Here is a 22,158-nt window from a genome sequence, read left to right as displayed (position 1 = left end):
ACATTCCTGTGTTGCATGAGTAGTGCGGCTTGCCTTGATACTCAGCCCAAGAGTCTATAAAATGGCGGGGTTTTGGTGCTCGCGGACATATTCATGTCTGCGGTTAAACGGGAAACACAGTGCATCTTCACGCAGGCTTCTGCGATTTGCATAATGTGTGCTGCCCCCGCAACGGTGTACAAGTGCCTTGTCAGTCTTCCGTGTTTTTTTGAAGGCGACAGGCAAGCTCTCTCCAATACCACTGTGCAGTTTGCATGGGAAGGTCGGATGGCCATACTTGTTAGCCCGGATACCGGCCAGAATAGGTGAAAGTACCGCCGACGGGAAACTCTCCCTACGACACCTCATTGCCAGATGCTGCGTTTTAAAAATGCAGCGCGTAATGGTAATGGGATTGATCGCGGTGCTTTTGTTCAATCCAGCCTGCGGGGACGTTGGCTGGTTGCCCTTTATTGTAGCTATCATGACCTCTATTGTTTCTCGCCGCGCTATTTCAGCGCTGAAGCCGCTCGCCATCAGCCTGGCTGTTGCCTCCCTTTTTCCTGCATCAGCATTTGCCGCAGACACCGGCACTGCAGAAGCCGTTGTCCTGACAGCCGGCCGCCAGGCCCAGGCTGCCAAGGATGTACTGGCAGATAACGTCGTTATCACTGCAGATGAAATCGCCAAATCCGGCGCATCTTCGCTGGTCGATCTGCTGCAAAAGCAGCGCGGTGTTGAGGTGACGCATAATGGTGGCCCCGGCACGACTTCTTCCGTGTTCATCCGCGGTACCAGCAACGCACAAAACGTCGTGCTGGTAGATGGCGTGCGTATCGGTTCCTCCACCACGGGCGGCGCAACCTGGTCGACTATTCCTTTGTCCCAGATTGAGCGCATCGAAATCGTTTATGGCCCGCTGAGCAGCCTGTACGGTGCGGATGCGATTGGCGGCGTGATCCAGGTCTTTACTAAAAAAGGCAGCTCGGCCATTACCCCAACGGCATCCGTTGGCGCCGGCACTTATGGCTTGCGCAAGGCTGATGCCGGCATTTCCGGCGCGCTGGATAGCCGCTTCAGTTTCGCCTTGAATGTCGCGCATGAAGAAGCAGACGGCTTTTCTGCCAGCACGCCTGCTGCAGGCGCTTTTACCTATAACCCGGATAAAGACGGCTACAAGCTGGATAGCGTCAGCGGCCGCCTTGCCTATGAATGGTCAAAGGGCCAGGAACTCGGTCTGAATCTGTTGCAAAGCCGCCTGAAAGCGCAGTTTGATGCAGGTCCAGGCTATGACGACCGCACGCAGCAAGACCTGCAAACACTGGCTGTGTACAGCAAGAACAAGCTGGCCGACAACTGGACAGTGAAGACCCAGTACGCACAAGCCAAGGACAAATCCTTTACTGACGCGTCCTATGGCAAGAGCCAGATCAATACCGAGCAAGACACCTTCAACATCCAGAGTGATCTGATGTTCGGCAAGGATGTGCTGCAACTGATGTATGAAAACCGCGAAGAAAAAGTGGAGACTACAACAGTCGGCCTCAACGGCAAACGTACAACCGATTCTTTCGCTGCATCGTATGTGATGAAAAGCGGCGCCCACCTGGCTAGCGCCAGCGTGCGTTATGACGACAGCTCCGTGTATGGCTCCAATACCACCGGCAGCATTGCCTACGGCTATCGCATCAACGATGCATTGCGCGTCAATGCCAGCTACGGTACCAGCTTCCGTGCTCCGACATACAACGAGTTGTACTATCCAGGTTTCGGTATTGCCAGCAATAAACCGGAAAAAGGCAAGAATGCAGAAGTCGGCATCTACTATGAACTGGGCGACACGCAGTTGAGCGCTGTGTACTACCAGAACAAGCTGACTGACCTGCTGGTCAGCACCAATGTTTGCCCGGTACAACAAGATACCCATCCTTTCGGCTGCGCGTACAACGTAGAAAAAGCAACCTTGTCCGGCCTGACGATAGGCGGCTCCACCAAGTTCGGCGACCTGAGCTTGCGCGGTTCGCTGGATATCCAGGATCCCAAGGATGATACGACAGGCAAGCAATTGGCTCGCCGTGCCAAACAGCACGGCAACATCGCTGCGGAATACACTATTGCAAAAGCCAAAGTGGGCGTAGAGACTACATTCTCCGACAAGCGTTTTGACGATGCTGCGAACAAAAAGGTCCTGGGCGGTTATAGCCTGCTGAACCTGTACGCAACCTACGACATCGCACCTAGCTGGTCTGTCATTGGCCGCTGGAACAATGTGCTGGATAAAGACTATCAACTGGCAAAGAACTATAATTCCATGGGTTCGAATGTCTATGTTGGCCTGAACTACGGTTTCAAGTAATAGACCGGCAGCATAGCTGGTAGCACACCTTGGGCCCGGTTTGATTTTTTTACCGGGCCCAAGATCGTTTTGCCCCTGATTTAATTCAGGTGTAAGCTCGTTTTAATCCGTACAGTTCCTACGTTCCCTAGACTGTATAGACGTCCATATCGCTCATTTCACAAAGGCTGATTGTGCCTATTGTTTCTACTGCCAGCGCACGCATTCCGGCTCAGGCGAATTCTTCCAGCCGCGCCTTCCTTATTTTGTCCACGCTGGCGGTGCTTTCTGTAGCCAGCATTTTGATCGCTTGCCTGGTCGGCTCTATTTCGCTGTCGACCGGCGAATTATTCCAAGCGTTCGTCGATATCCTGCATGGCAAGCCTTCCACGCTGGCGGCAACCCTGCTGGAGTTGCGCCTGGGACGAGCCTTGTCCGGCTTTGTGGTCGGCGCAACGCTGGCGCTCACTGGCGTATTGATGCAGGCGCTGTTGCGCAATCCCCTGGCCGAGCCCTATGTGCTTGGCATCTCCGGCGGCGCCTCGGTGGGCGCGCTGGCAACTATACTGTTTCTCGGGGCAGCCTGGATGGTGGACCTCGCTGCATTTGCAGGTGCCATTGCTGTCGCGATGCTGCTGTTTGCACTGGCTTACCGCGACCTGCGCGGCAGCGGCAGCTCGGAAGGCAATGCACCGCTTCTGCTGTTGACCGGCGTGATCATCGCCTCCGGTTGCGGTGCGCTGGTCAGCCTGATGCTGTCGATCGCGCCGGATAGCCGCATGCGCGGCATGGTGTTCTGGATGATAGGAGATTTATCCACGACGCAGCCACGCTATCTGTCGTGGATCATCCTGCTTGCCGTACTGGCGTTTTCCATCCGCATGGCGCGCGCCATCAATATCGCTGCGATGCATGCGGACAATGCCAGCACGCTGGGCATCAAGGTAGGCAGCTTGCGCCAGGCATTGTTTTTCTGTTCGGCCTTGCTGACAGCGAGCGCTGTCAGTAGCGCAGGCAGCATAGGTTTTGTCGGCCTGATCATGCCGCATGCCTGCCGCTTTGCCTGGGGGCCGGATCACCGCTTGCTGATACCGGCAGCGAGCCTGGCGGGCGGCAGTTTCCTGGTGCTGGCGGATACTTTGGCACGCAGCGTACTCGCGCCGCAGCAATTGCCCGTGGGTGTTATTACCGCAATCATCGGTGTGCCGGTTTTCCTGTTGCAGCTCCACCAGTTGAGAAGACGTTGATGCGTACAAGTAAGCTCGATCTCTATGTGGGCAAGCGTTGCCTGCTCAAAAATCTGGATTGGCAAGTCTTGCCCGGTGAATGCTGGTGCGTGATCGGCCGCAATGGCGCCGGAAAAAGTACCTTGCTGCGTACGCTAGCCGGCTTGCGCGATATCGATTCCGGCCAGGTACAGATGCATGACAAGGATATCGGCGACTGGTCGCTGCCGGCGCTGGCACGTGAGCGTTCTTTTCTTGCGCAGGGGCGGGTAGATGCCTTTGCCTACACCGCGATAGAAACGGTATTGAGCGCGCGCCATCCTTATCAGGACAGCCGCTATTGGGAATCCAGCGAAGACATGGGGCTGGCTCGCAAGGCTTTGCAGGAAATGGACGTGGCCGATCTTGCCGACAGGGATGTGCGCAGCCTGTCCGGTGGCGAGCGGCAGAGGGTGGCCATTGCCGCCTTGCTGGCGCAAGAGGCTGGCCTGATGCTGCTGGATGAACCGGCAAATGCGCTGGATCTCGCGCACCAGATCAGCGTGATGCAATTATTTGCCCGCCTTTGCGACCAGGAGCAAAAAGCGGTCGTCATGGTCAGCCATGACCTGAACCTGGCCTACCGTATAGCGACCCATGCATTGCTGTTGATGGGCGACGGTAGCTGGCAAGCGGGACCGGCAGCAGAGATCATGACGGCGGAACGGCTGAGCCTGTGCCTGGGGCATCCTATAGAGATGTTCCAGCATGGAAGCCAGACAGTTTTCCTTCCACAACATTGACAAGACCGATATGGACCAGAATAGCCCAGGCAGCGCCGATAACGCCGATAACGCCGATAACGCCGACAACGCAGATAATATGAATACCCGCCACCAGCGGCGCATGCAGCGCAAAAAGGAAGTTGTCGATCAAAAAATCCAGGCGGCGCAACGGCAGACCGGCGTATTGCTGGTGAACACCGGCAATGGCAAGGGCAAAAGCTCCAGCGGTTTCGGGATGGTCATGCGCGCGATGGGGCACGGCAAGAAAGTCGGCGTCGTGCAATTCATCAAAGGAGCAATGTCCACCGGCGAGGAAATGTTTCTGCGCCGCTTTCCTGACGAAGTCAGTTTTCACGCGATGGGTGAAGGCTATACCTGGGAAACCCAGGACAGGGAGCGGGATATCGCCAAGGCACAGCTGGCCTGGGAACAGGCGCGGCGCTTTTTAAGCGATCCAAGCATAGGTCTGGTGTTGCTGGATGAATTGAATATCGCGCTGAAGTACCACTATCTGGATGTGCAGCAGGTGATCGCCGACCTGGATGCCAGGCCGGAAATGCAGCACGCGGTCGTGACCGGGCGCGGCGCACCGCAAGAACTGATTGATATTGCAGACACCGTTACGGAGATGCAGGTGGTCAAGCATGCATTCAAGGACGGTATCGCTGCGCAGGCAGGGGTGGAATGGTAATGACTGCAATGGCCGCAATGGACACCCATGGCGCGGAGCGTGCCGTCACCGTCGTGCTGGTTTCCGCGATCGCATCTGGCCAAGGCAAGACCACCAGCACGGCAGCGCTGGCACGCAAACTGGCAAGGCTAGGCAAATCGGTCAGGGTATTCAAGACCGGGCCCGACTTTATCGATCCCATGATGCTGGAACGTGCCAGCCGCCATGCTGTGCAGTCGCTGGACCTGTGGATGGTAGGACAGAAACAATCGCAGGCGATGCTGGCTCAGGCCGCGCAACAGGCAGACGTGATCCTGATAGAAGGCGTAATGGGCCTGTATGACGGCAATCCTTCTTCCGCCGATCTGGCACGTGCCTTCGCCGTGCCGGTGCTGGCGGTGGTAGATGCGTCGGCAATGGCGCAAACGGTGGGCGCAGTAGTGATGGGCTTGCGCGATTTTGGCCCGGTGCAATTAGCCGGTGTTGTGGCCAACCGGGTTGCCTCCACCGGTCACGCCAGGATGATCGCCGAAGCCATGCGCGATATTCCACTGATAGCCACTCTGCCCAGGCAGCAGCAAGCCTTGCCGGAGCGGCATCTGGGCCTGGTGTTGCCTGATGAAGTGGTTGCGCTGGAGCAGATATTGGACCGCCTCGCCGACCAGCTGGAGTTGGATCTAGATGCTTGGGACGCTTTGCCCAAGCTGGTATTTTCCCCGCCAGCCGCACCCATACTCCCCAGTCTTTTGTCCGGCAGGACCATTGCGATTGCACGCGACGCGGCGTTTGCTTTCCTGTATCCGGCTAATCTGGATTGCCTGCGTGAACTGGGTGCGGAGCCGGTGTTTTTCTCGCCCTTGAATGACGAGCCGGTACCGGCTGGTGCCGATGCGCTTTATCTTCCCGGCGGCTATCCTGAACTGCATGGGCAGGCACTTGCTCGCGCATCACGCTGGCAGCAGTCCATGCGGAAGGTTCATGCGGCAGGCATGCCGATACTGGCAGAATGCGGCGGCATGATGGTATTGACAGAGAAGCTGGTCGATAAGCAGGAATCCACCTGGCCCATGCTGGGCTTGTTGCCGGGAACGGTGGTCATGCAAAACAGGCTGGCGGCGCTGGGTGCGCAGGCCTGGAATACGCCGCAAGGCAGCTTGCGCGGACACGCTTTCCACTATTCCCGCTTCGAGACCCCGATGCAGCCTCAAATGTATACGCAAAAGCATACGCAAAAACACGCCGATGGCGAAGCCGGTGAGGCCGTTTACTGCGATGGTAATCTGACTGCTTCTTATTTTCACAGTTATTTTCCATCCAATCCGCAGGCGGCTGCTGCGCTGTTTTTGCGGAGGAAGCCATGAGCCGCATCCTGGTATTCGGCGGCGCACGCTCTGGCAAGAGCTCCTATGCAGAAAAGCTGGCCCTGCAGTCCGGCAAGCGCGTGGTGTATATCGCTACCGCGCAAGCAGGCGATGAGGAAATGCAAGCGAGGATAGCGCTGCACCGCCAGCAGCGTCCGGCCAACTGGATCACCGTGGAACAAAATCTTGCGCTCGCGGATGCGATACGCCAGCATGCCACGCCGCACACGCTGGTATTGGTAGATTGCCTGACGGTCTGGCTGTCCAACCTGCTGTTTTCCGAACAGCGCGATTACCCCGAGGTCGGCAAGCTCAATCCGCCGGACAGTTTCTCGCAGCAGCGCGCGCAATTTCTGCAGGTTTTGCAGGAGGTGACGAGTGATGTGGTCCTGGTGTCCAACGAGGTTGGCATGGGCATCGTGCCGCAAGGTGCGGTGTCGCGCTGGTTTGTCGACGAAGCCGGACGTCTGAACCAGGCCGTCGCGGCGGCATGCGATCGCGTATTCCTGGTGGCAGCGGGTTTGCCGCTGGCATTGAAGGGCTGAGATCATGGAGCTGGCGGGCCTGTCTTTTACCGGCATCGTATTGTGCGTCATCATCGGGATTGCGCTGGACCTGGCACTTGGTGAAGCCAGGCGCTTGCATCCGCTAGTAGGCTTTGGCACGCTGGCAATATGGGTGGAGGGGAAACTTAACCATGCCGCGGCAAGCCGCCTTACTGGCCTGCTTGCCTGGTGTATTGTGGTTTTACCTCTGGTTGCTGTCGTTCAGATTATCGTGATCCTGGCCATCCGCTTTAATCCGTGGCTGGGAGCTGCCCTGCATGCGGTAGTGCTGTATTTTTGCGTAGGCCTGCGCAGCCTGCATGAGCATACCGCGCCTATACAGGCGGCATTGGAAGCCGGCAATCTGGAAGATGCCAGGCAGCTTACGTCGATGATCGTCAGCCGTGACAATGCGCAGGCAGAGGAACAGGATATCTCCAAGGCGGCAGTCGAGTCGCTGCTGGAAAACGGCTGCGATGCGGTATTCGGCGCCATCTTCTGGTTCGTCGTGGCTGGCGGTGCCGGTGCGGTGCTGTACCGCCTGTCCAACACACTGGACGCCATGTGGGGTTATCGTACTTCCCGTTTTCTAAAGTTCGGCTGTGCTGCTGCGCGCATTGATGATGGCTTGAACTGGATACCGGCCAGGTTGACTGCCTTGTCGTATGCTGCACTGGGAAACACCCGGCTGGCCTGGCAATGCTGGCGCAAGCAGGCACCGCAATGGAGTAGCCCGAATGCGGGGCCGGTGATGTCCGCCGGCGCCGGTGCGCTGGAACTTGCACTGGGTGGCGCGGCCATCTATGACGGTGTGCTGGAACAAAGGCCCTTGCTGGGTGAGGGCAAGCCAGCTCTCGCAAAAGACATACAGCGCGCCTGGCGCCTGGTATTCAATGCCAGCCTGCTATGGACTGGCGTCCTGTTTTTGGTGGCGGTGGCCAAGATACTCAATGCACTCAATGGGAGCGCACATGCTTGAACATGGCGGCAACCTGGCGGATGCAGTCAGGCACTTTGGCCGTCCCTTGCAGGACTGGATAGATCTGTCGACCGGCATCAATCCGCGTTTTTATCCTGTACCGCCGGTGGCGGAAAATGCGTGGCATCGTTTGCCGGAAAAATCGGATGAGCTGGTGCTCGCTGCACAGGATTTTTATGGTGCGCCAAGGATGCTGGCCGTGGCTGGAACACAAGCCGCGATACAAGCGTTGCCGCGGTTGCGGGCGGCGTCCAGGGTCCTTGTGTCCGCACCATCCTACGCCGAGCATGCGCATCAGTGGCGGCAGCATGCTCATCAACGCGGTAATCAATATCTGCATCAAGTCCGGGAAGTGGCTTATGCTGACCTGGATGCGGCAGTATCCAGCGCTGACGTCGTTGTCATCTGCAATCCGAATAATCCTACCGGTGCTGGCATGCAACCGCAGACCCTGATGCGCTGGGCCGATGAGTTGCGAAGCCGGGGCGGTTGGCTGGTCGTGGATGAAGCCTTTGCAGATACGCTACCCGGAGCCAGCATTGCCGCTTACACCGATAAGCCGGGCTTGATCGTGCTGAGATCGGTAGGGAAGTTCTTTGGGCTGGCGGGGTTGCGCCTGGGCTTTGTTGCGGCAGAAGAAGCGCTTCTCGCGCAGTTGGAAAATTACCTGGGCCCCTGGACCATTAGCGGCCCGGCGCAGCAGATCGCCTGTGCCGCATTAAAAGATGTGGCGTGGCAAAACGATACGCGGCTATACCTGCAACAACAGGGTGACCGCCTGCGCGCTCTGCTGAAAAAGCATGGCTACCGCTCGTCGGGAACCGATTTATTTCAGTGGTGCTCCGATGCCGATTTGCAGGGGCAGGCGGAACAGTTGTGGCAGCACATGGCTGAGCAGGGTATCTGGATACGTTTGTTCAGGGAGGCTGCGCGCGGTGTGCGTTTTGGCTTGCCTGCGGACGAAGCGGCATGGCGCAGGCTGGAGCTGGCTTTTGAACTTGGCTTGATGAGGAAGTAATGAAAAAAATTGTACTTTGCTGTGTATTCCCGGCAGCGCTGCTGGCCGTGCAGGCACAGGCGGCAATCACCGTGACCGATGACGCCGGCAACACCATCACCTTGCAAAAGCCAGCGCAGAGAGTCATCAGCCTGTCGCCGCATGTGACAGAGCTGATCTATGCGGCCGGGGCCGGTGACAGGATAGTCGCCACTGTCAAGTACAGCGATTATCCGCCTGCAGCCAAGGATATTCCACGCGTCGGCGACAATCGCCAGGTAGATATAGAGCGTGTGATTGCGATGAAGCCTGATTTGCTGATCGTCTGGATGCATGGCGCGTTTGAGCGGCAACTGGAACCATTGAAAAAATCGGGCATTCCTTATTTTTTCAGTGATCCGCGTAAGCTGGAACAGATACCGGAAACCCTGCTCAAGATGGGCGCGATGTTCGGCACTGAAAAGCAGGCACAGCTTGCGGCGAATGATTTTCGCCAGCAAGTTGCACAGTTAAGCAGCCGCTACCAGTCCAAAAGCAAGGTCAAGGTGTTTTACCAGGTGTGGGGCAAGCCTTTATATACACTGAATGACCAGCATATCGTCAGCGACGTGATCCGCACCTGCGGCGGCGAAAACATTTTTGGCCGCTTGCCCGTTGCTGCGCCTACCGTGAACCTGGAGGCGGTGCTGGCGGAGAATCCTGAAGTGGTGCTCAGTGGCGACAGCAAGAACCAGGTTGTCAGCGGCATAGAACAATGGAAGCCGTTCCCCAGCCTACTGGCTGTAAAGAATCATAATCTGGTGGCTATAGATGGTGATGAGTTGAACCGGCCGGGACCGCGTATCATAGACGGTGCGAAAGCGGTATGCGATGCGCTGGAGGTGGCCCGCACTAACAGAAACCAGAGCACAGGCAGTAAGCAAAAATAAATCATGAGTCATTATCAACGTATTGCCTGCCTTTCCACGGAGGCAGTGGAAACCTTGTATGCCCTTGGGGCCGAGCAGTATATCGCCGGCATCTCGGGTTTTACGACGCGGCCGTCCCGCGCGCGGCAGGAAAAAATCAAGATTTCCGGTTTCTCGTCATCCAGGATAGAGCGCATCCTTGCCGTAAAGCCTGACCTGGTGATTGGCTTTTCCGATATGCAGGCAGAAATTTGCCGCGATCTTGTGAAGGCCGGGATTGAAGTACATTTGTTTAACCAGCGTAGTGTTGCCGGTATCCTGCACATGATTGCTGTGCTGGCGGCGATGGTGGACAAGCATGAACAGGGCAAGCAGTTGATACAGGAGCTGGATGCCTGCATTTTGCGCGCGCGCAAAAGATCCGCCTCATGGACCCGTAAGCCCAAAGTATATTTTGAAGAGTGGGATGAGCCGATGATGAGCGGCATAGGCTGGGTGTCGGAATTGATAGGCATCGCTGGCGGCGAAGATGCCTTCGCCGATCTGGCCCAGCATCACAGTGCCAGGGAGCGCATCATCGCGGACGGTGCCGTCGTCATCCAGCGTGCGCCGGATATCATCATCGGTTCCTGGTGCGGCAAGAAATTCCGCTCCGAAACGGTATGCGCGCGCGCCGGTTGGGAGCAGATTCCTGCGGTAAGGAATGGACATGTGGCTGAGATCAAGTCAGCAGACATCCTGTCACCCGGCCCCTGCGCCATCACAGAAGGGCTGCCGCAGATACAGGCCCTGATTGCCGACTGGCACCTGAAAACAGAACAGATGAAATAATGAACGCGATATGAAGCTGACGACATTAATGGTGCAGGGCACGACCTCCGACGCCGGCAAGAGCACGGTTGTGGCCGCTTTATGCCGCCTGCTGGCAAGGCAAGGTGTTGCGGTAGTGCCGATGAAGCCGCAGAACATGGCCCTGAATAGCGCGGTAACGGTGGATGGCGGAGAGATAGGCCGGGCCCAGGCTTTGCAGGCGCTTGCCGCCGGCCTGCCTGCGCATACCGACATGAATCCGGTCTTGCTGAAGCCCTCATCCGACACCGGCGCACAGGTGATTATCCACGGCAAGGTGCGTGCCGACATGAATGCCAAGGATTATCATCAGTACAAGACGGTGGCGATGCAGGCTGTGCTGGAATCCTATGCGCGCCTGCAGGAGCAGTATGAGGCGATCATTGTGGAAGGCGCGGGCAGCCCGGCAGAGATCAATCTGCGTGACCGTGATATTGCCAATATGGGCTTTGCCGAGGCGGTGGACTGCCCGGTAATCCTGGTGGCGGATATAGACCGCGGCGGCGTGTTCGCGCACTTTGTCGGCACGCTGGAATGCCTGTCTCCATCCGAGCAGCAGCGCATAATCGGCTTTGTCATCAACCGTTTCCGCGGCGATATCAGCCTGCTGGAACCTGGCCTGGAATGGCTGCAACACAAAACCGGCAAGCCGGTACTGGCGGTGCTGCCTTATCTGCATGGGCTGCAACTGGATGCGGAAGACGCGATCCAGTCCAGCCAGAGCAGCACTGGGAAATTCCGCATCATCGTTCCGGCAATACCGCGGATATCCAATCACACCGACTTTGATGCGTTGCGCGCGCATCCTGACGTGGATCTGAAATTCATCGGCCCCGGCCATGCAATCCCCGGTGCGGACCTGATCATCCTGCCCGGTAGCAAGAGCACCCGTGCCGACCTGGCTTTTCTGATCGAGCAAGGCTGGCTGGATGCACTGGAAAAACATCTGCGCTATGGCGGCAAGGTGATAGGCATTTGCGGCGGCTACCAGATGCTGGGACAACTGGTCAGCGATCCGCACGGCGTGGAAGGCACGCCCGGAGATTCGTCGGGCCTGGGCTTGCTGGATATTACTACCGAGCTGACCCAGGAAAAGCGCCTGCAACAGGTCAGCGGCTATTGCGCATTCGGTAGCCGGGACAAAGCCAGGGTGGCCGGCTACGAGATCCATATGGGCATCACCTATGCCAGCAACGACACGCTGCCGGCCTTTATCATCAATGGCGAAGAAGAGGGTACGCGCTCTCCCGATGACCAGATCCTGGGTTCCTACCTGCACGGCATGTTTGATGAGCCTGAAGCCAGCGCAGCCTTGCTGGAATGGGCCGGGCTGAAATCCGATATCAAGGTGGATCTCGCGGCTTTACGCGAACAAAGCATAGACAGGGTGGCGGATGCTTGCGAGCCCTTGCTCGCATCCTTGCAGAAACTTTGATAGCGCGCTCTGCTACAATGCTCACCTGTGCGCAGGTTTTATTATGCCTGTTGCAACTTTATTGACCGATGGTGTTTTTGATTTGTGTCTGACTGTGCCCTATGGTGCCAAATCGCTCCTGTCGGAATCGACAAATTCTTATTATTTATCAGACATCATGAAAATTACTGAAAACACCGCCGTCTCGCTGAACTACACCATGTTCGACGACGCGGGCAAAATCATCGACAAGAATGAAGAACCTATCGTTTACCTGCACGGCGGCTATGACAACATCCTGCCTGCAGTGGAAGAAGCGCTGGAAGGCAAAGCAGCAGGCGATACCATTTCCGTCACAATGGCACCGGAAGATGCCTTTGGCGAACACGAGGCAGAACTGGTGCGCGAAGAAGACATCGGCCTGTTTCCACCTGATATCGAAGTCGGCATGATGTTTGAAACACGCGATCCCGAAACAGAAGAATCAATGCAATTCCGTGTAACGGCAATCGACGCAGGCAAGGTCACGGTAGACGGCAATCATCCCCTGGCCGGCATGACGATTCGTTTTGATGCGAGTGTTTTGGAAGTACGCGCCGCCAGCGACGAAGAAATCGCTCACGGCCACGTACATGGCGAGCACGGCCATCATCATTGATTGGAATTAGATGGAGTAGTCCCTGGTAGGGATTATCTGCCGCTAAAAACGCTGGGTAGTTATCTATAAAGATAGCTGCCCAGCGTTTTTTATTTGTGTGAATATATAGCTGTCTGCTTGTGTCGACCTGTACCGATTCCGAAAAACACCTCTAAGCCCGTCAGAATGATAAATTTTCTTTCAAAATGGATTCCCATCAAACGCTGTCATCGTATTCCTGGATTGCTTGCGCTGTGTTTGGCTATGCTCCCGGTCTTTGCCAAAGCGTCCCTTGTGGTCCGTATATCGGAAGCTGCGAACGAGAATGTGCGATTCGATTTAAGCGCTGATGGCGTCGAGCCTGTCTGCACTGGAAGAAATGGTCAGGTATTTAATCCGGCGCTAGGTATGCGCAAACTGTCCGATACATCCTATGTGCAACAGCTAAACTCGGAAGCACCGGATGGCGAAGAATATCTAAAGGCAGCGCGTATGGGAGGAGGCATCTACATCTACCTTCCCTTTTTCTTTCCGGCGCGTGAATGCAAGGGCGTCGTTTTTGAAATAGCGGCCCAGCATATCTTGTGGGGTGACAAATGGTACTCGGGCAGCACCAGATTTCCCTCGGAAGAGGCGAGAGGAAAGGCCATTTTTTTCACGAATGAGCTGACTCCAGTCGTGCAGGGGAGCAGTTATTTTGATGCAGGCATCCCAGCGCCGACCTTGGCCAGGCTGCAGACGTCTTTTGGAAAAGTATCGGCGTTTTATCAGAATGTACTAAAGGTCAATCCTCAGAAAGACATCGGTGTTGTAACGGCTGTGGTCCGCAATAAGGGGAACTACTCGGGTTTTGGCGGAGACTCCGTCAATATTATCCGAATGAGCTATGACAATCCCACTCCGGCTCAGTTACTGACGCTGGATGAAATAATGCCTTCGACTTTTGCGCATGAACTGGCGCACAAGCTTCAGAGGGACGAGGTATATAAGTTGCCACTAGCCCGCTACATCGTGGAGGGGCAGGCGGATTTTTTAAAAATAATAGTATTGCGCAACTCCGGCTTGATTAGCGAAAACGCGGCAAAACAACGGGTGCTTAAAGCTGCCGGCGACTGCGCAAAGTTTTCCGATACACGCACAGTTCATGAAAAAATTGAACAGAAGGCTGTCGATTTTCGTGAGCCCTATGATTGTGGCATGGTCTATTATTTTGTCTCGTATTATTCGTCGGGACTTCAGTCTTGGGATTTTATGGACGCTCTTGGCAAGGCCATGCTTGCTGAAAACATCTATGGCGGTCAAGAAGATAATTTGTGCCTTTTGTTTGAATCCACATGTGTCAATGAAAGGCTGAAGGGAGTCATTGGAGACAAAGCCCACTACACGCCACAAATCCAGTGGCTAGAGGGAGTACTCACAAATCATCCGTTACCATTACTCAATCGGCGCAATTAATGTCTGACAGCCGGCCGGGCACGAACACCGCCCGATCTGATTAGCCATGGCTAGACCGAGAAAGGCATTGGAGAGGCAGGAATATGCTGACGTCCGTGTTTGCTGCAACACGCTGTCAGCTTGCACGAGCACCATCTACTGTTGCAATTTGTCTTCAGGAAATTGCGCTACAGATTCATCTTTTGCAAATCCTGCTTTTGAGCTATTTTGATAAAAAAATAACAAAAATGATGTGCCGAGCAAACCGCAGGCATGGGATTTCAATTAACACAGGGATAGGACAGCTTATGTGGACGCATGAAGAAAGCATGGAAACAACGGCGACACCCGTCCAGATCTGGGCGCTGTTTTCAGACGTGCCGGGCTGGAAGAAATGGAATAGCGGCATTGAATACCTGGAAATGCGCGGCCCCTTCGCTAATGGATCTACCTTCTCAATGCAGCCTCCCGGCGAAGAAGCCTTCGTCAGCACACTGACGAACGTGAAGGAAAACGAAGGGTTTACCGATGAGACTGTCATCGATGCTACCTATGTCCTGGTACACCACAAGATCATCCCGCTGGCCTCGGGCTTGACCAGGGTCAGCTACAGCACAGAAATCACCGGACCGTCTGCCACCGAATTTGGGCCTATGGTCACCTCCGATTTTGCCGAGGTGCTGGCTGCATTGAAAAAGCTCGCAGAGAGCCGGGGATAGGCGTATTGTTGCTGGCACGGCAGGCTGGTGATGTCCAGCTTGCCAGCTGCATTCAATTGCGCCGGAGTGAATATGCAATGCTTCGTGTCTGATACTGCAAGATACCGCAATGTTCTCGGGTTGGTGCCATGAGCGCCAGCCTCCCTCCCGGCTGCGACCGTTCTATTGCTGCCAGCATGCCGCAATCGGGAGTTGCGCCCAATGCTGCCGCAAGCCCTGGCATTAGCGATGCCACCCATTCGCGCCTGATACTTGCCACTACTATTCTCGCTTCCAGTTTGGCCTTCATCGACGGTTCTGTCGTCAATGTGGGCTTGCCTGCGATCGGGCATAGCCTGGATGCCGGAGCAGTGGGTCTGTCTTGGGTAGTGAATGGTTATTTATTGCCCCTGAGTGCGCTGCTCTTGCTGGGCGGTGCCGCGGGTGACCGTTTCGGGCGCAAGCGCCTGTTGCTGATCGGCGTTTTTCTGTTTGCGCTGGCATCCGCGTTATGCGCGGCGGCTCCCGCACTGGCATGGCTGATTGCGGGCAGGGTGCTGCAAGGAATAGGGGCGGCTTTGCTGATGCCAAACAGTCTTGCGATACTGGGAGCCAATTTTAGCGGCGAAGCGCGTGGCAGGGCGATCGGCATCTGGGCTGCCATCGGTGCTGCTGCCGGTGCGCTCGGCCCGCTATTGGGCGGCTGGCTGATCGATGTTGTGGGCTGGCGCATGATCTTCCTGATCAATCTGCCGATTGCAGCGCTCGCATTTTATCTGGGAGCCCGCTATCTGTGCGACGAACCCAATCCGGCGCGGCCGTCACTGGATTTGCCCGGTGCAATGCTGGCGAGCATAGGCTTGGCTGCGCTTACCTGGGGCTTGACCCTGGCCTCGGCGCAGAGCCGCTTCAACTGGATATCATCGACGGCAATCGTTGCCGGCATCGTGTTCCTGCTATTTTTTATCTGGGCAGAAAAAAACGCCGGAGAAGGCGCCATGCTGCCGATGTCCTTGTTTGGCTCTGCCTCTTTTGCCGGGTTGAACCTGCTGACTTTCCTGCTCTATGGCGCGCTCGGCGCGCTGATGGTGCTGGTGCCTTTCGTGCTGATCAAGGTCGATGGATATTCTGCAACCGCCGCCGGTGCTGCCTTGCTGCCATTACCCATTGTCATTGCGCTTGCTTCATCCACGATGGGCAGGCTGGCAGGGAAAATCGGCCCACGCCTGCCGCTCACAGTGGGGCCGCTGATCGTCGCAGTAGGATTTTTACTTGCCACCCGCATTGGCGACGGTAGCAGTTACTGGACTACGACCTTGCCGGCGATGCTGGTCATTGCACTGGGCATGGCCGGCGCGGTTGCTCCATTGACGACCGCAGTACTATCTTCCGTGGGAACTGAGCACACCGGCGTCGCCTCCGGTTTCAACAGCGCAGTGGCACGTTCCGGCGGCCTGGTGGCTACTGCATTGCTGGGGCTGGTGCTGGCGTCGCAGGGAGCTGCTCTGCTGGCGGCGTTTCACGCTGCCGCGCTTGTCGCTGCAGGCGCTGCGGTGGCGGCAGCAGTATGCGCGTTTTTTGGAATTAAATCTGTAACGATCTAGTACGGATAAATTTTTATTTCACGCCGACCCGTTATAAAGACTTTTTTCTAAAAAGGAGAATTCTTGCAAAGTTTTTAAGATGGCGTTAAATCACATTAGAATGCTTCAAATATTTACTCTATTTAGAAATCAATATTGAACTTTGATGCTGATTTAATTAAAACGACCGTCAAAAAATAATTCTAAAATATGCGCCACAAAATTTCTATTTTGCAATTTACCATTCTTCTTTTTTCTACTTTCACCGTTTATGCAAATGACTCAACTGCCCGCATAGGAGCAGGGGGGCTAACGTTTACTAAGACGGATGACATTCGCATGACAAATGAGAAATTGACGATTTCGACTGAGAGCATCGTTGTTAAATATCGGTTTCTTAATGAGAGTAATTCACCAGTCAGTTCGATAGTAGCTTTCCCGATGCCTTCTTTCCGATGGAACGCAGGGCAAAGTGCGCTTGATGCGAATGTGGGCCCTATTGAATCATTTATAGTTTCGGTTGATGGTCATAAAGTTGCTACAAAAACCGAAAGCAAAGCCCTGCTAAAAGAAATTGATATTACGAACTCTCTCCGCAAGATTGGTTTGTCAAACGAACAAATTTTCCGCACTTTTGCTTTTGCCGACATGGAATTGGAAGTCTCTAAAAAACAGCTTAAGCAATTGAAAAAGCTTGGAGCTTTTGGTGTGGCATTTCCGGAGTGGGTGGTCTCAGAAACGGCATACTGGAAGCAAATCTTTCCTGCCAAGCAGGAAATCCGGGTTGAGCACTCTTATAAGCCAATGAAAGGACAAGTCTTTACCAACGTAATTCCAAATACTCCTTTGACGCAGTCGGAGCTTGCAGTATCTTCAATTTTGGACGATTCCACCGACCGTTCTTGCTTAGCCGAGGGCGCGCTTGATGCGATCGCAAAAAAGATCGACTTACTAGGTAAGAAGGGCGCAAAAAGCGTTCAGGTTTATCTAAACGATGTCGAATATATACTGGGAACTGCCAGAAACTGGAAAGGCCCAATTTCCGATTTTACTTTGGATATCGTAAAAGAAAATCCAGATAGCATCGTGTCACTTTGTTTTCCCGGAAAACCCGTTCGCGTGGACGATAAGACTATCCGGTTCCATTTTGATAATTTCATTCCACCTGATAGGGTTTGGGTAAATTTTTATACGTTTTTCCCTTATCCATAGCAAACGCATAAAGTAGACATTTTTAGATATTATCAATAAACATTTGATGATCTAGAAGCGCGAATTATTAAAGAAATTATGGTGCTATTTTTTGTTCATTTTGCTTAATTTAGATATCAAAAATTGTTTAAGGACATTTCAATTTTTAATATTTAAAGCAAATGGCGATACACAATGAAACCCGATTTTTCGGCCATCCTGTCATACAATTGCATCGCAGTGTGATTGCTTTCATGTGTCTGCCAGTAGACCCTGCTGCTTCCGCCTGCCTTGGCGCGCGCATAGACTTCTGCTATCAGCATCCGGGCGACACCTTTTCCTCTGGCATGCTCATCAGTGAATAAGTCCTGCAGATAGCACACCGGGCCGTCCTGCGTGGTGCTGCGGTGAAAAAGGAAGTGGGCCAGGCCCACTAGCCGGCCCTCGTTTTCAGCTACTAGCGCATAAACCGGTTCGTAGGCGTCAAAGAAACGTGCCCAGGTCGTTTGCGTGATGTGTTGCGGCAAGGCTGTTTCGCCGTGGCGTCCGTAGAAAGCATTGTAGCCATCCCAAAGAGGCTTCCAGTCATCAAAGTCAGCCTCGGCTACAGCGCGTATTTGTATCGAATTATTCAGCAGGCTGGACATGGCGGATTTCATCCTCTCTGATTACATCTGCAAGGGCTCACGTCGCTCACGTTGCCAGTTCCTTCAAGCCGCTCGTGTGCTCGTTTATGTGTGGCGCGATATGGGAAAGGGCCCGCGCGACATATTCTTCTTTCTCGCCGACCGGCGCGAAATAATGCATTACCTCTTTTGCTTCCTTGATGCCTTTCAGGCGCGCCAGCATCCAGGCAGAAAGGTATTGTGCAGACAGGCAACCGCCTGCAGTTGCTATATTGCCGCTGGCGAAGAAAGCCTGGTTCAAGATGTTGACCCCGGCTTCTTGCACCCAGGGTTTGCTGGTAGTGTCGGTGCAGGCTGGCGTCTTGCCCAGCACGCCCAGCTTTGCCATCAAGAAGGTGCCGGAGCACTGCGCGGCGACCAGTTGGCGCGCCGGGTCCAGTTGTATGCGGCTCATGATGGAAGCATCATTGGCGACCTCGCGGGTTCTTCTCCCACTGCCTATCAGCACGGCATCAGCCTGGCTGGCTTCTTCCAGTCCGATATGCGCGTCTATGCTCAGGCCATTCATCGAGGTAACGCGTGCGGACGGGCTGGCGATACTGACTTTCCAGTTGGTGTCGCCCAGCAGCGAAATGCGGCTTAGCATCCCATAGGCAATCAGGGAATCGAGTTCGTTAAAGCCTTCAAAGGTGAGAATGGCGATGTGCATGGCTGTTTTCTCCGGGTAAGAATGAAGCCGCTGGCGCTACAGAAGGAAGCAAGCTTCGATTTCAGTTCATCATAGTGGTAGACAGTCTCTATGTCGCGATACAGTTTTCTCAAATTGTACCGGTACAGCATCTGCGCGCGCACCGATGCAAAAAAAACATAGTTGCAATGAAAAAGGGTGCCGTTGATCATAATCAGATGATCAACAGCACCCTTTGTTCCAAGACTCTGGCTGGTGCTTGCAGTTACACAGGAGGAGACCTGCCTGCTGTGCTAGCGGTCTTTCTAGCGGCCTTCCCCCAGGTGTTCCAGGAAGAAGCTTTCATACTTCTTGTGCAGCGCCTTGGGTTTGACCACGCCGCCCAGCCCATGTTCTCCATCCGGGTCGAGGAACAGGTCAACCAGGTTTTCCTTGCCGTTTTCCAGCAACGCGCGATACACATTCACCGTATCCTGATACAGCACGTTAGGATCCTGCATGCCGTGTACCAGCATCAGCGGTTTTTTCAGGCCTGCGGTCAGCGGCAACAGGGAGAAGCGGCGCAGGGTCGGTTTATTGCGTTCAGTCTTGCCTATCGTGCGGCCGCTATACCAGCTATTGTAGTTTTCCCATTCTGTCGGCCCCGCACCCGCGATGCCGGCGGCGAAGGTATCAGGGCTGGTGTACATCGTGTACTGGGTCTGGAAGCCGCCGAAGCTCCAGCCTGTCAGGCCTATGCGCTTGCCGTCCACACCCAGTTTGTTGCCCATGTACTTGGCCAGGTCTTCCAGATCCTCGGTTTGTGGTTTGCCAGGCTGTTCCCAGTTGGCATCGCTGAAGCGGCGGCCGTAATCGGAGTGGCCGCGCGGATCAACCGCCACCATCACGTAGCCGTGCTTTGCCGCCATATACATGCCGAACAGGTAGGCGGTTTGCTGGAAGCTGTCGGTCTCCACGGTATGCCTGTCGTTCAAGGGGCCGCCATAGGTATACACCACGGCAGGGCGGTGGTCGCTGGCGCTCCAGTTGGCCGGCTTGAAGGCATAGGCCTGGATAGTGTCGCCGTGGCGGTTCGTATAGTGGAAGCGTTCAGGACGCATCAGGTCAACCTGGGCCCAAGCCGGGTCATGGCTTTGCGTCAATGTGCGGTGGTTGGCTTTGGCAAGGTCCAGGTACTGCAATTCCGGACGGTGCGACCACTGGCCTGCCATCGTCGCAATGCGTTGGCCGTCTTCCGACACGGTGGTCGTGCGGTGGTAGTCTCCCGCCTGGCCCAGGGCCTTCATATTGCCGTTGGACAGGTCCACGCTGTACAGATTCATCGCCGCAAAATCGTCGCGGTTGGCAGCGACGAACATCGTTTTGCTATCCGGCGTAAAGCCGACGATATGGTGCGTTTCGAAACTACCCTTGACGATGGCATGCGCGCTGCCATTGCCGGTATCGATCACGTAAGGCTGGCGGAAGCCGTCTTCATCCAGGATGGCGATCAGCTTGCTGCCATCCGGTGTGAAGCGCGGCGACAATACGTTGACCACCTCATGGCCAACCTTGCCCCTGCGCTCGAAAACCATGGCGGGCTTCACGCCTTCTTCAGCTTTGCCGACATAAATGCGCAGCAGTTCCTTTTCGCGTTCCCAGGTGGAGAAGGTATAGCGGCTGCCATCCTTGGCCCAGGTCACTTTGCTCATTTCAAACCAGACGTCGCCGCCGGCATTGGTAAATACCGGCTCCGGCTGTTTCGCGGAAACGTCTGCTACGCGGCGTATATACAGCGCCGATGCCAGTACCTTGCGCTTGTCGTCAGAGACTTCGCGCGAGACTTTCTTGGCGGTGGCAAAGCGGCTGTTGTAGTTCATGATTTCTACCTGGCGTTCGGCCGGGGCAGGCTTGGCATCACCTTCAGGCTTGGGCTCAGGCGCCTCTGCAGAAATCGCCATCCACTGCTTGTTTTCGCTGAGCACCGTGTCGGTGATCTTGTATTTCTTTTCTTCGTCGTCCGGGTTCCACAATTCGCGGTTCAGTTGCACGACAGTGCCGCGATCGAAGCGGGCGCTGTAGATGCGCTTATCGTCCATATACAGATAGCCGCTGTCGTCCGCGTTGTAAGAGACGATGCGTTTCAGCCGGCCGGTCTGCGTCAGAGGCTCGATCTTGCCATCGGCCAGGCTCAGGCGGAACAGGTCACCGCGATACTGGAAGATGAGTTCATTACGGCTCTTCGCCCATACCAGGTCTTCTACGCCTGGATACAGGTCGCTGGGCTTCAGCTTTTCTTTTTCCAGTTTCTTCTTCAGGTCATCGCGCAATTCCCACAATTCCTTGGGCTTGTCGCTGAGCTTGGCGGCTTTCTTTTCTGCGTCGTCGGCCTTGCGGTCGGCTTCTGCGATTTCTGCCTCGCTCTTGCCGTCTTTCCTGGCGGCGGCTGCAGCAACCTTTTCCTTGGCTGCTTCAGCGTCCAGCTCCAGCTTCTTGGCGGCGTCCTTGGCCTTTTTCTCAGCCTGTTCGCGCTTCAGCACTTCCAGTGCGGCGGTTTCCCATTGGTACAGGTCCACTTTTTCGCCACGCAGGTAAGCGGCTTGCGCTTCAGCCTTGGCCTGGCGTTCTGCTTCTTCACGTTCCTTTTGCAGGCCCTTTTTATTGTAACGCTCCAGATCTTCCGGTGAATCGTAGGCCTTCATGATGGCGGGGGAGGTGATGCGCGTGCTGAGCCCGGTTTGCGTGTCATAGACATACAAGTCGCTGCCGTTTTCCCCGAAAGGGTTCCATAGATAAGCCAGATAACGCCCGTCTTCGCTGAAATGCAGATCGCGTGCAGCTTGTCCTGCGTAGCTCTTGGAGCGGTACAGGCGTTCCAGTGTCAGTTCGCTGGGCTTCAGGCGGGCCAGAGGTGCAGCGGTCGTGGAGGCGGGCGATGTGGCTGCATGTGCGTAGTCATGGCTGAGGCTGATGCCTGCAAAGGCTGCCCATGCCAGCGCTACACTGGCAGATAGTAATCTTGGCGTCATTGGGTTCTCTCGGAGGGGGTAATCGCCTGCCTCGTGATGGTGATCTACGCGGCAAGTCTAATAATAATTTTCCTGACTAATTTTCCTAACTAAAGCTCCAGTCGGAAACAGATGGACATGAGAAGTGTAAAACAGTTCCTTGATGGAAGTGTTTTTGCGGAAATTTTTGTAACCTCCGGCTTTTATTGGCTGAAAAACGCGATTTCCCGGCGTTTTATCCCCGAATTGCTACGGCTATCCGTGTTTTTATCACTTTATCCATGTGT

At 55.2% G+C, this 22,158-nt stretch carries 19 protein-coding genes and 1 riboswitch; of the genes, 16 read left to right on the top strand and 3 right to left on the bottom strand.

What is annotated here, in order from left to right; translation table 11 throughout:
* The first annotated feature begins 56 nt into the window (after positions 1-56).
* Positions 57-315, top strand: a riboswitch (cobalamin riboswitch).
* 148 nt (positions 316-463) lie between these two features.
* The 16 genes from IEW12_RS09775 to IEW12_RS09700 all read left to right on the top strand — a co-directional run bounded on the left by IEW12_RS09775 (position 464) and on the right by IEW12_RS09700 (position 17,591).
* On the top strand, positions 464-2,335 hold the full coding sequence (locus tag IEW12_RS09775; protein WP_188565879.1) for a TonB-dependent receptor domain-containing protein: 1,872 nt from the start codon (positions 464-466) through the stop codon (positions 2,333-2,335).
* A gap of 173 nt (positions 2,336-2,508) precedes the next feature.
* A complete protein-coding gene (locus tag IEW12_RS09770) occupies positions 2,509-3,561 on the top strand; it encodes a FecCD family ABC transporter permease (RefSeq protein ID WP_371874525.1) in 1,053 nt (350 codons plus the stop codon).
* Entirely contained in the window at positions 3,561-4,322 is a 762-nt protein-coding gene (locus tag IEW12_RS09765; RefSeq protein ID WP_188565878.1) for an ABC transporter ATP-binding protein, read from the top strand. Before IEW12_RS09770 ends, IEW12_RS09765 begins: the two co-directional genes overlap by 1 nt.
* Before the next feature lie 79 nt (positions 4,323-4,401).
* A complete protein-coding gene (gene cobO / locus IEW12_RS09760; RefSeq protein ID WP_229751118.1) occupies positions 4,402-4,995 on the top strand; it encodes a cob(I)yrinic acid a,c-diamide adenosyltransferase in 594 nt (197 codons plus the stop codon).
* Positions 4,995-6,335 (top strand): cobyrinic acid a,c-diamide synthase CobB, encoded by a 1,341-nt coding sequence (locus IEW12_RS09755; protein ID WP_229751026.1) that lies wholly within the window; start codon positions 4,995-4,997, stop codon positions 6,333-6,335. The genes cobO and IEW12_RS09755 overlap by 1 nt, the downstream gene beginning before the upstream one ends.
* Positions 6,332-6,880: a bifunctional adenosylcobinamide kinase/adenosylcobinamide-phosphate guanylyltransferase gene (gene cobU, locus IEW12_RS09750; RefSeq protein ID WP_188565877.1), complete on the top strand. Its 549-nt coding sequence runs from the start codon at positions 6,332-6,334 to the stop codon at positions 6,878-6,880. Before IEW12_RS09755 ends, cobU begins: the two co-directional genes overlap by 4 nt.
* Before the next feature lie 4 nt (positions 6,881-6,884).
* Complete coding sequence (cbiB, locus tag IEW12_RS09745) at positions 6,885-7,859, top strand: adenosylcobinamide-phosphate synthase CbiB (RefSeq protein WP_188565876.1); 975 nt, start codon at positions 6,885-6,887, stop codon at positions 7,857-7,859.
* Complete coding sequence (cobD, locus tag IEW12_RS09740) at positions 7,852-8,877, top strand: threonine-phosphate decarboxylase CobD (protein ID WP_188565875.1); 1,026 nt, start codon at positions 7,852-7,854, stop codon at positions 8,875-8,877. Before cbiB ends, cobD begins: the two co-directional genes overlap by 8 nt.
* Complete coding sequence (locus IEW12_RS09735; RefSeq protein ID WP_188565874.1) at positions 8,877-9,785, top strand: cobalamin-binding protein; 909 nt, start codon at positions 8,877-8,879, stop codon at positions 9,783-9,785. Before cobD ends, IEW12_RS09735 begins: the two co-directional genes overlap by 1 nt.
* A gap of 3 nt (positions 9,786-9,788) precedes the next feature.
* Positions 9,789-10,595, top strand: coding sequence for an ABC transporter substrate-binding protein (locus tag IEW12_RS09730; protein ID WP_188565873.1), 807 nt, complete (start codon positions 9,789-9,791; stop codon positions 10,593-10,595).
* Between the two features lie 10 nt (positions 10,596-10,605).
* Positions 10,606-12,048, top strand: a complete 1,443-nt coding sequence (locus IEW12_RS09725) for a cobyric acid synthase (RefSeq protein WP_229751025.1) — start codon at positions 10,606-10,608, stop codon at positions 12,046-12,048.
* A gap of 157 nt (positions 12,049-12,205) precedes the next feature.
* A complete protein-coding gene (locus tag IEW12_RS09720) occupies positions 12,206-12,685 on the top strand; it encodes an FKBP-type peptidyl-prolyl cis-trans isomerase (protein ID WP_188565872.1) in 480 nt (159 codons plus the stop codon).
* 165 nt (positions 12,686-12,850) lie between these two features.
* Entirely contained in the window at positions 12,851-14,119 is a 1,269-nt protein-coding gene (locus IEW12_RS09715; protein WP_188565871.1) for a hypothetical protein, read from the top strand.
* A 287-nt stretch (positions 14,120-14,406) separates the two neighbouring features.
* Positions 14,407-14,817, top strand: a complete 411-nt coding sequence (locus IEW12_RS09710; protein WP_188565870.1) for an SRPBCC family protein — start codon at positions 14,407-14,409, stop codon at positions 14,815-14,817.
* Between the two features lie 128 nt (positions 14,818-14,945).
* Positions 14,946-16,400 carry a DHA2 family efflux MFS transporter permease subunit gene (locus IEW12_RS09705; protein WP_188565869.1) on the top strand — a complete coding sequence of 485 codons (1,455 nt, stop codon included), beginning with the start codon at positions 14,946-14,948 and terminating at the stop codon, positions 16,398-16,400.
* 189 nt (positions 16,401-16,589) lie between these two features.
* Complete coding sequence (locus IEW12_RS09700; protein WP_188565868.1) at positions 16,590-17,591, top strand: DUF4424 family protein; 1,002 nt, start codon at positions 16,590-16,592, stop codon at positions 17,589-17,591.
* A 152-nt stretch (positions 17,592-17,743) separates the two neighbouring features.
* Here the strand turns inward: IEW12_RS09700 and IEW12_RS09695 are convergent, their stop codons facing one another.
* From IEW12_RS09695 to IEW12_RS09685, 3 genes are all read right to left on the bottom strand, one after another.
* Positions 17,744-18,217 (bottom strand): GNAT family N-acetyltransferase, encoded by a 474-nt coding sequence (locus IEW12_RS09695; RefSeq protein ID WP_371874524.1) that lies wholly within the window; start codon positions 18,215-18,217, stop codon positions 17,744-17,746.
* A 46-nt stretch (positions 18,218-18,263) separates the two neighbouring features.
* Positions 18,264-18,905: a DJ-1/PfpI family protein gene (locus IEW12_RS09690; RefSeq protein WP_188565867.1), complete on the bottom strand. Its 642-nt coding sequence runs from the start codon at positions 18,903-18,905 to the stop codon at positions 18,264-18,266.
* Positions 18,906-19,189: 284 nt separating this feature from the next.
* The gene (locus IEW12_RS09685; RefSeq protein WP_188565866.1) at positions 19,190-21,892 is read right to left on the bottom strand and encodes a prolyl oligopeptidase family serine peptidase; all 2,703 of its coding nucleotides are present in this window, start codon (positions 21,890-21,892) and stop codon (positions 19,190-19,192) included.
* Between the last annotated feature and the right edge of the window lie 266 nt (positions 21,893-22,158).

Source organism: Parundibacterium terreum (genome assembly GCF_014636315.1).
Taxonomy (GTDB): Bacteria; Pseudomonadota; Gammaproteobacteria; order Burkholderiales; family Burkholderiaceae_D; genus Undibacterium; species Undibacterium terreum.
Note: the sequence above shows the minus strand (reverse complement) of the source record. Positions and strands in the feature narration are given on the sequence as shown.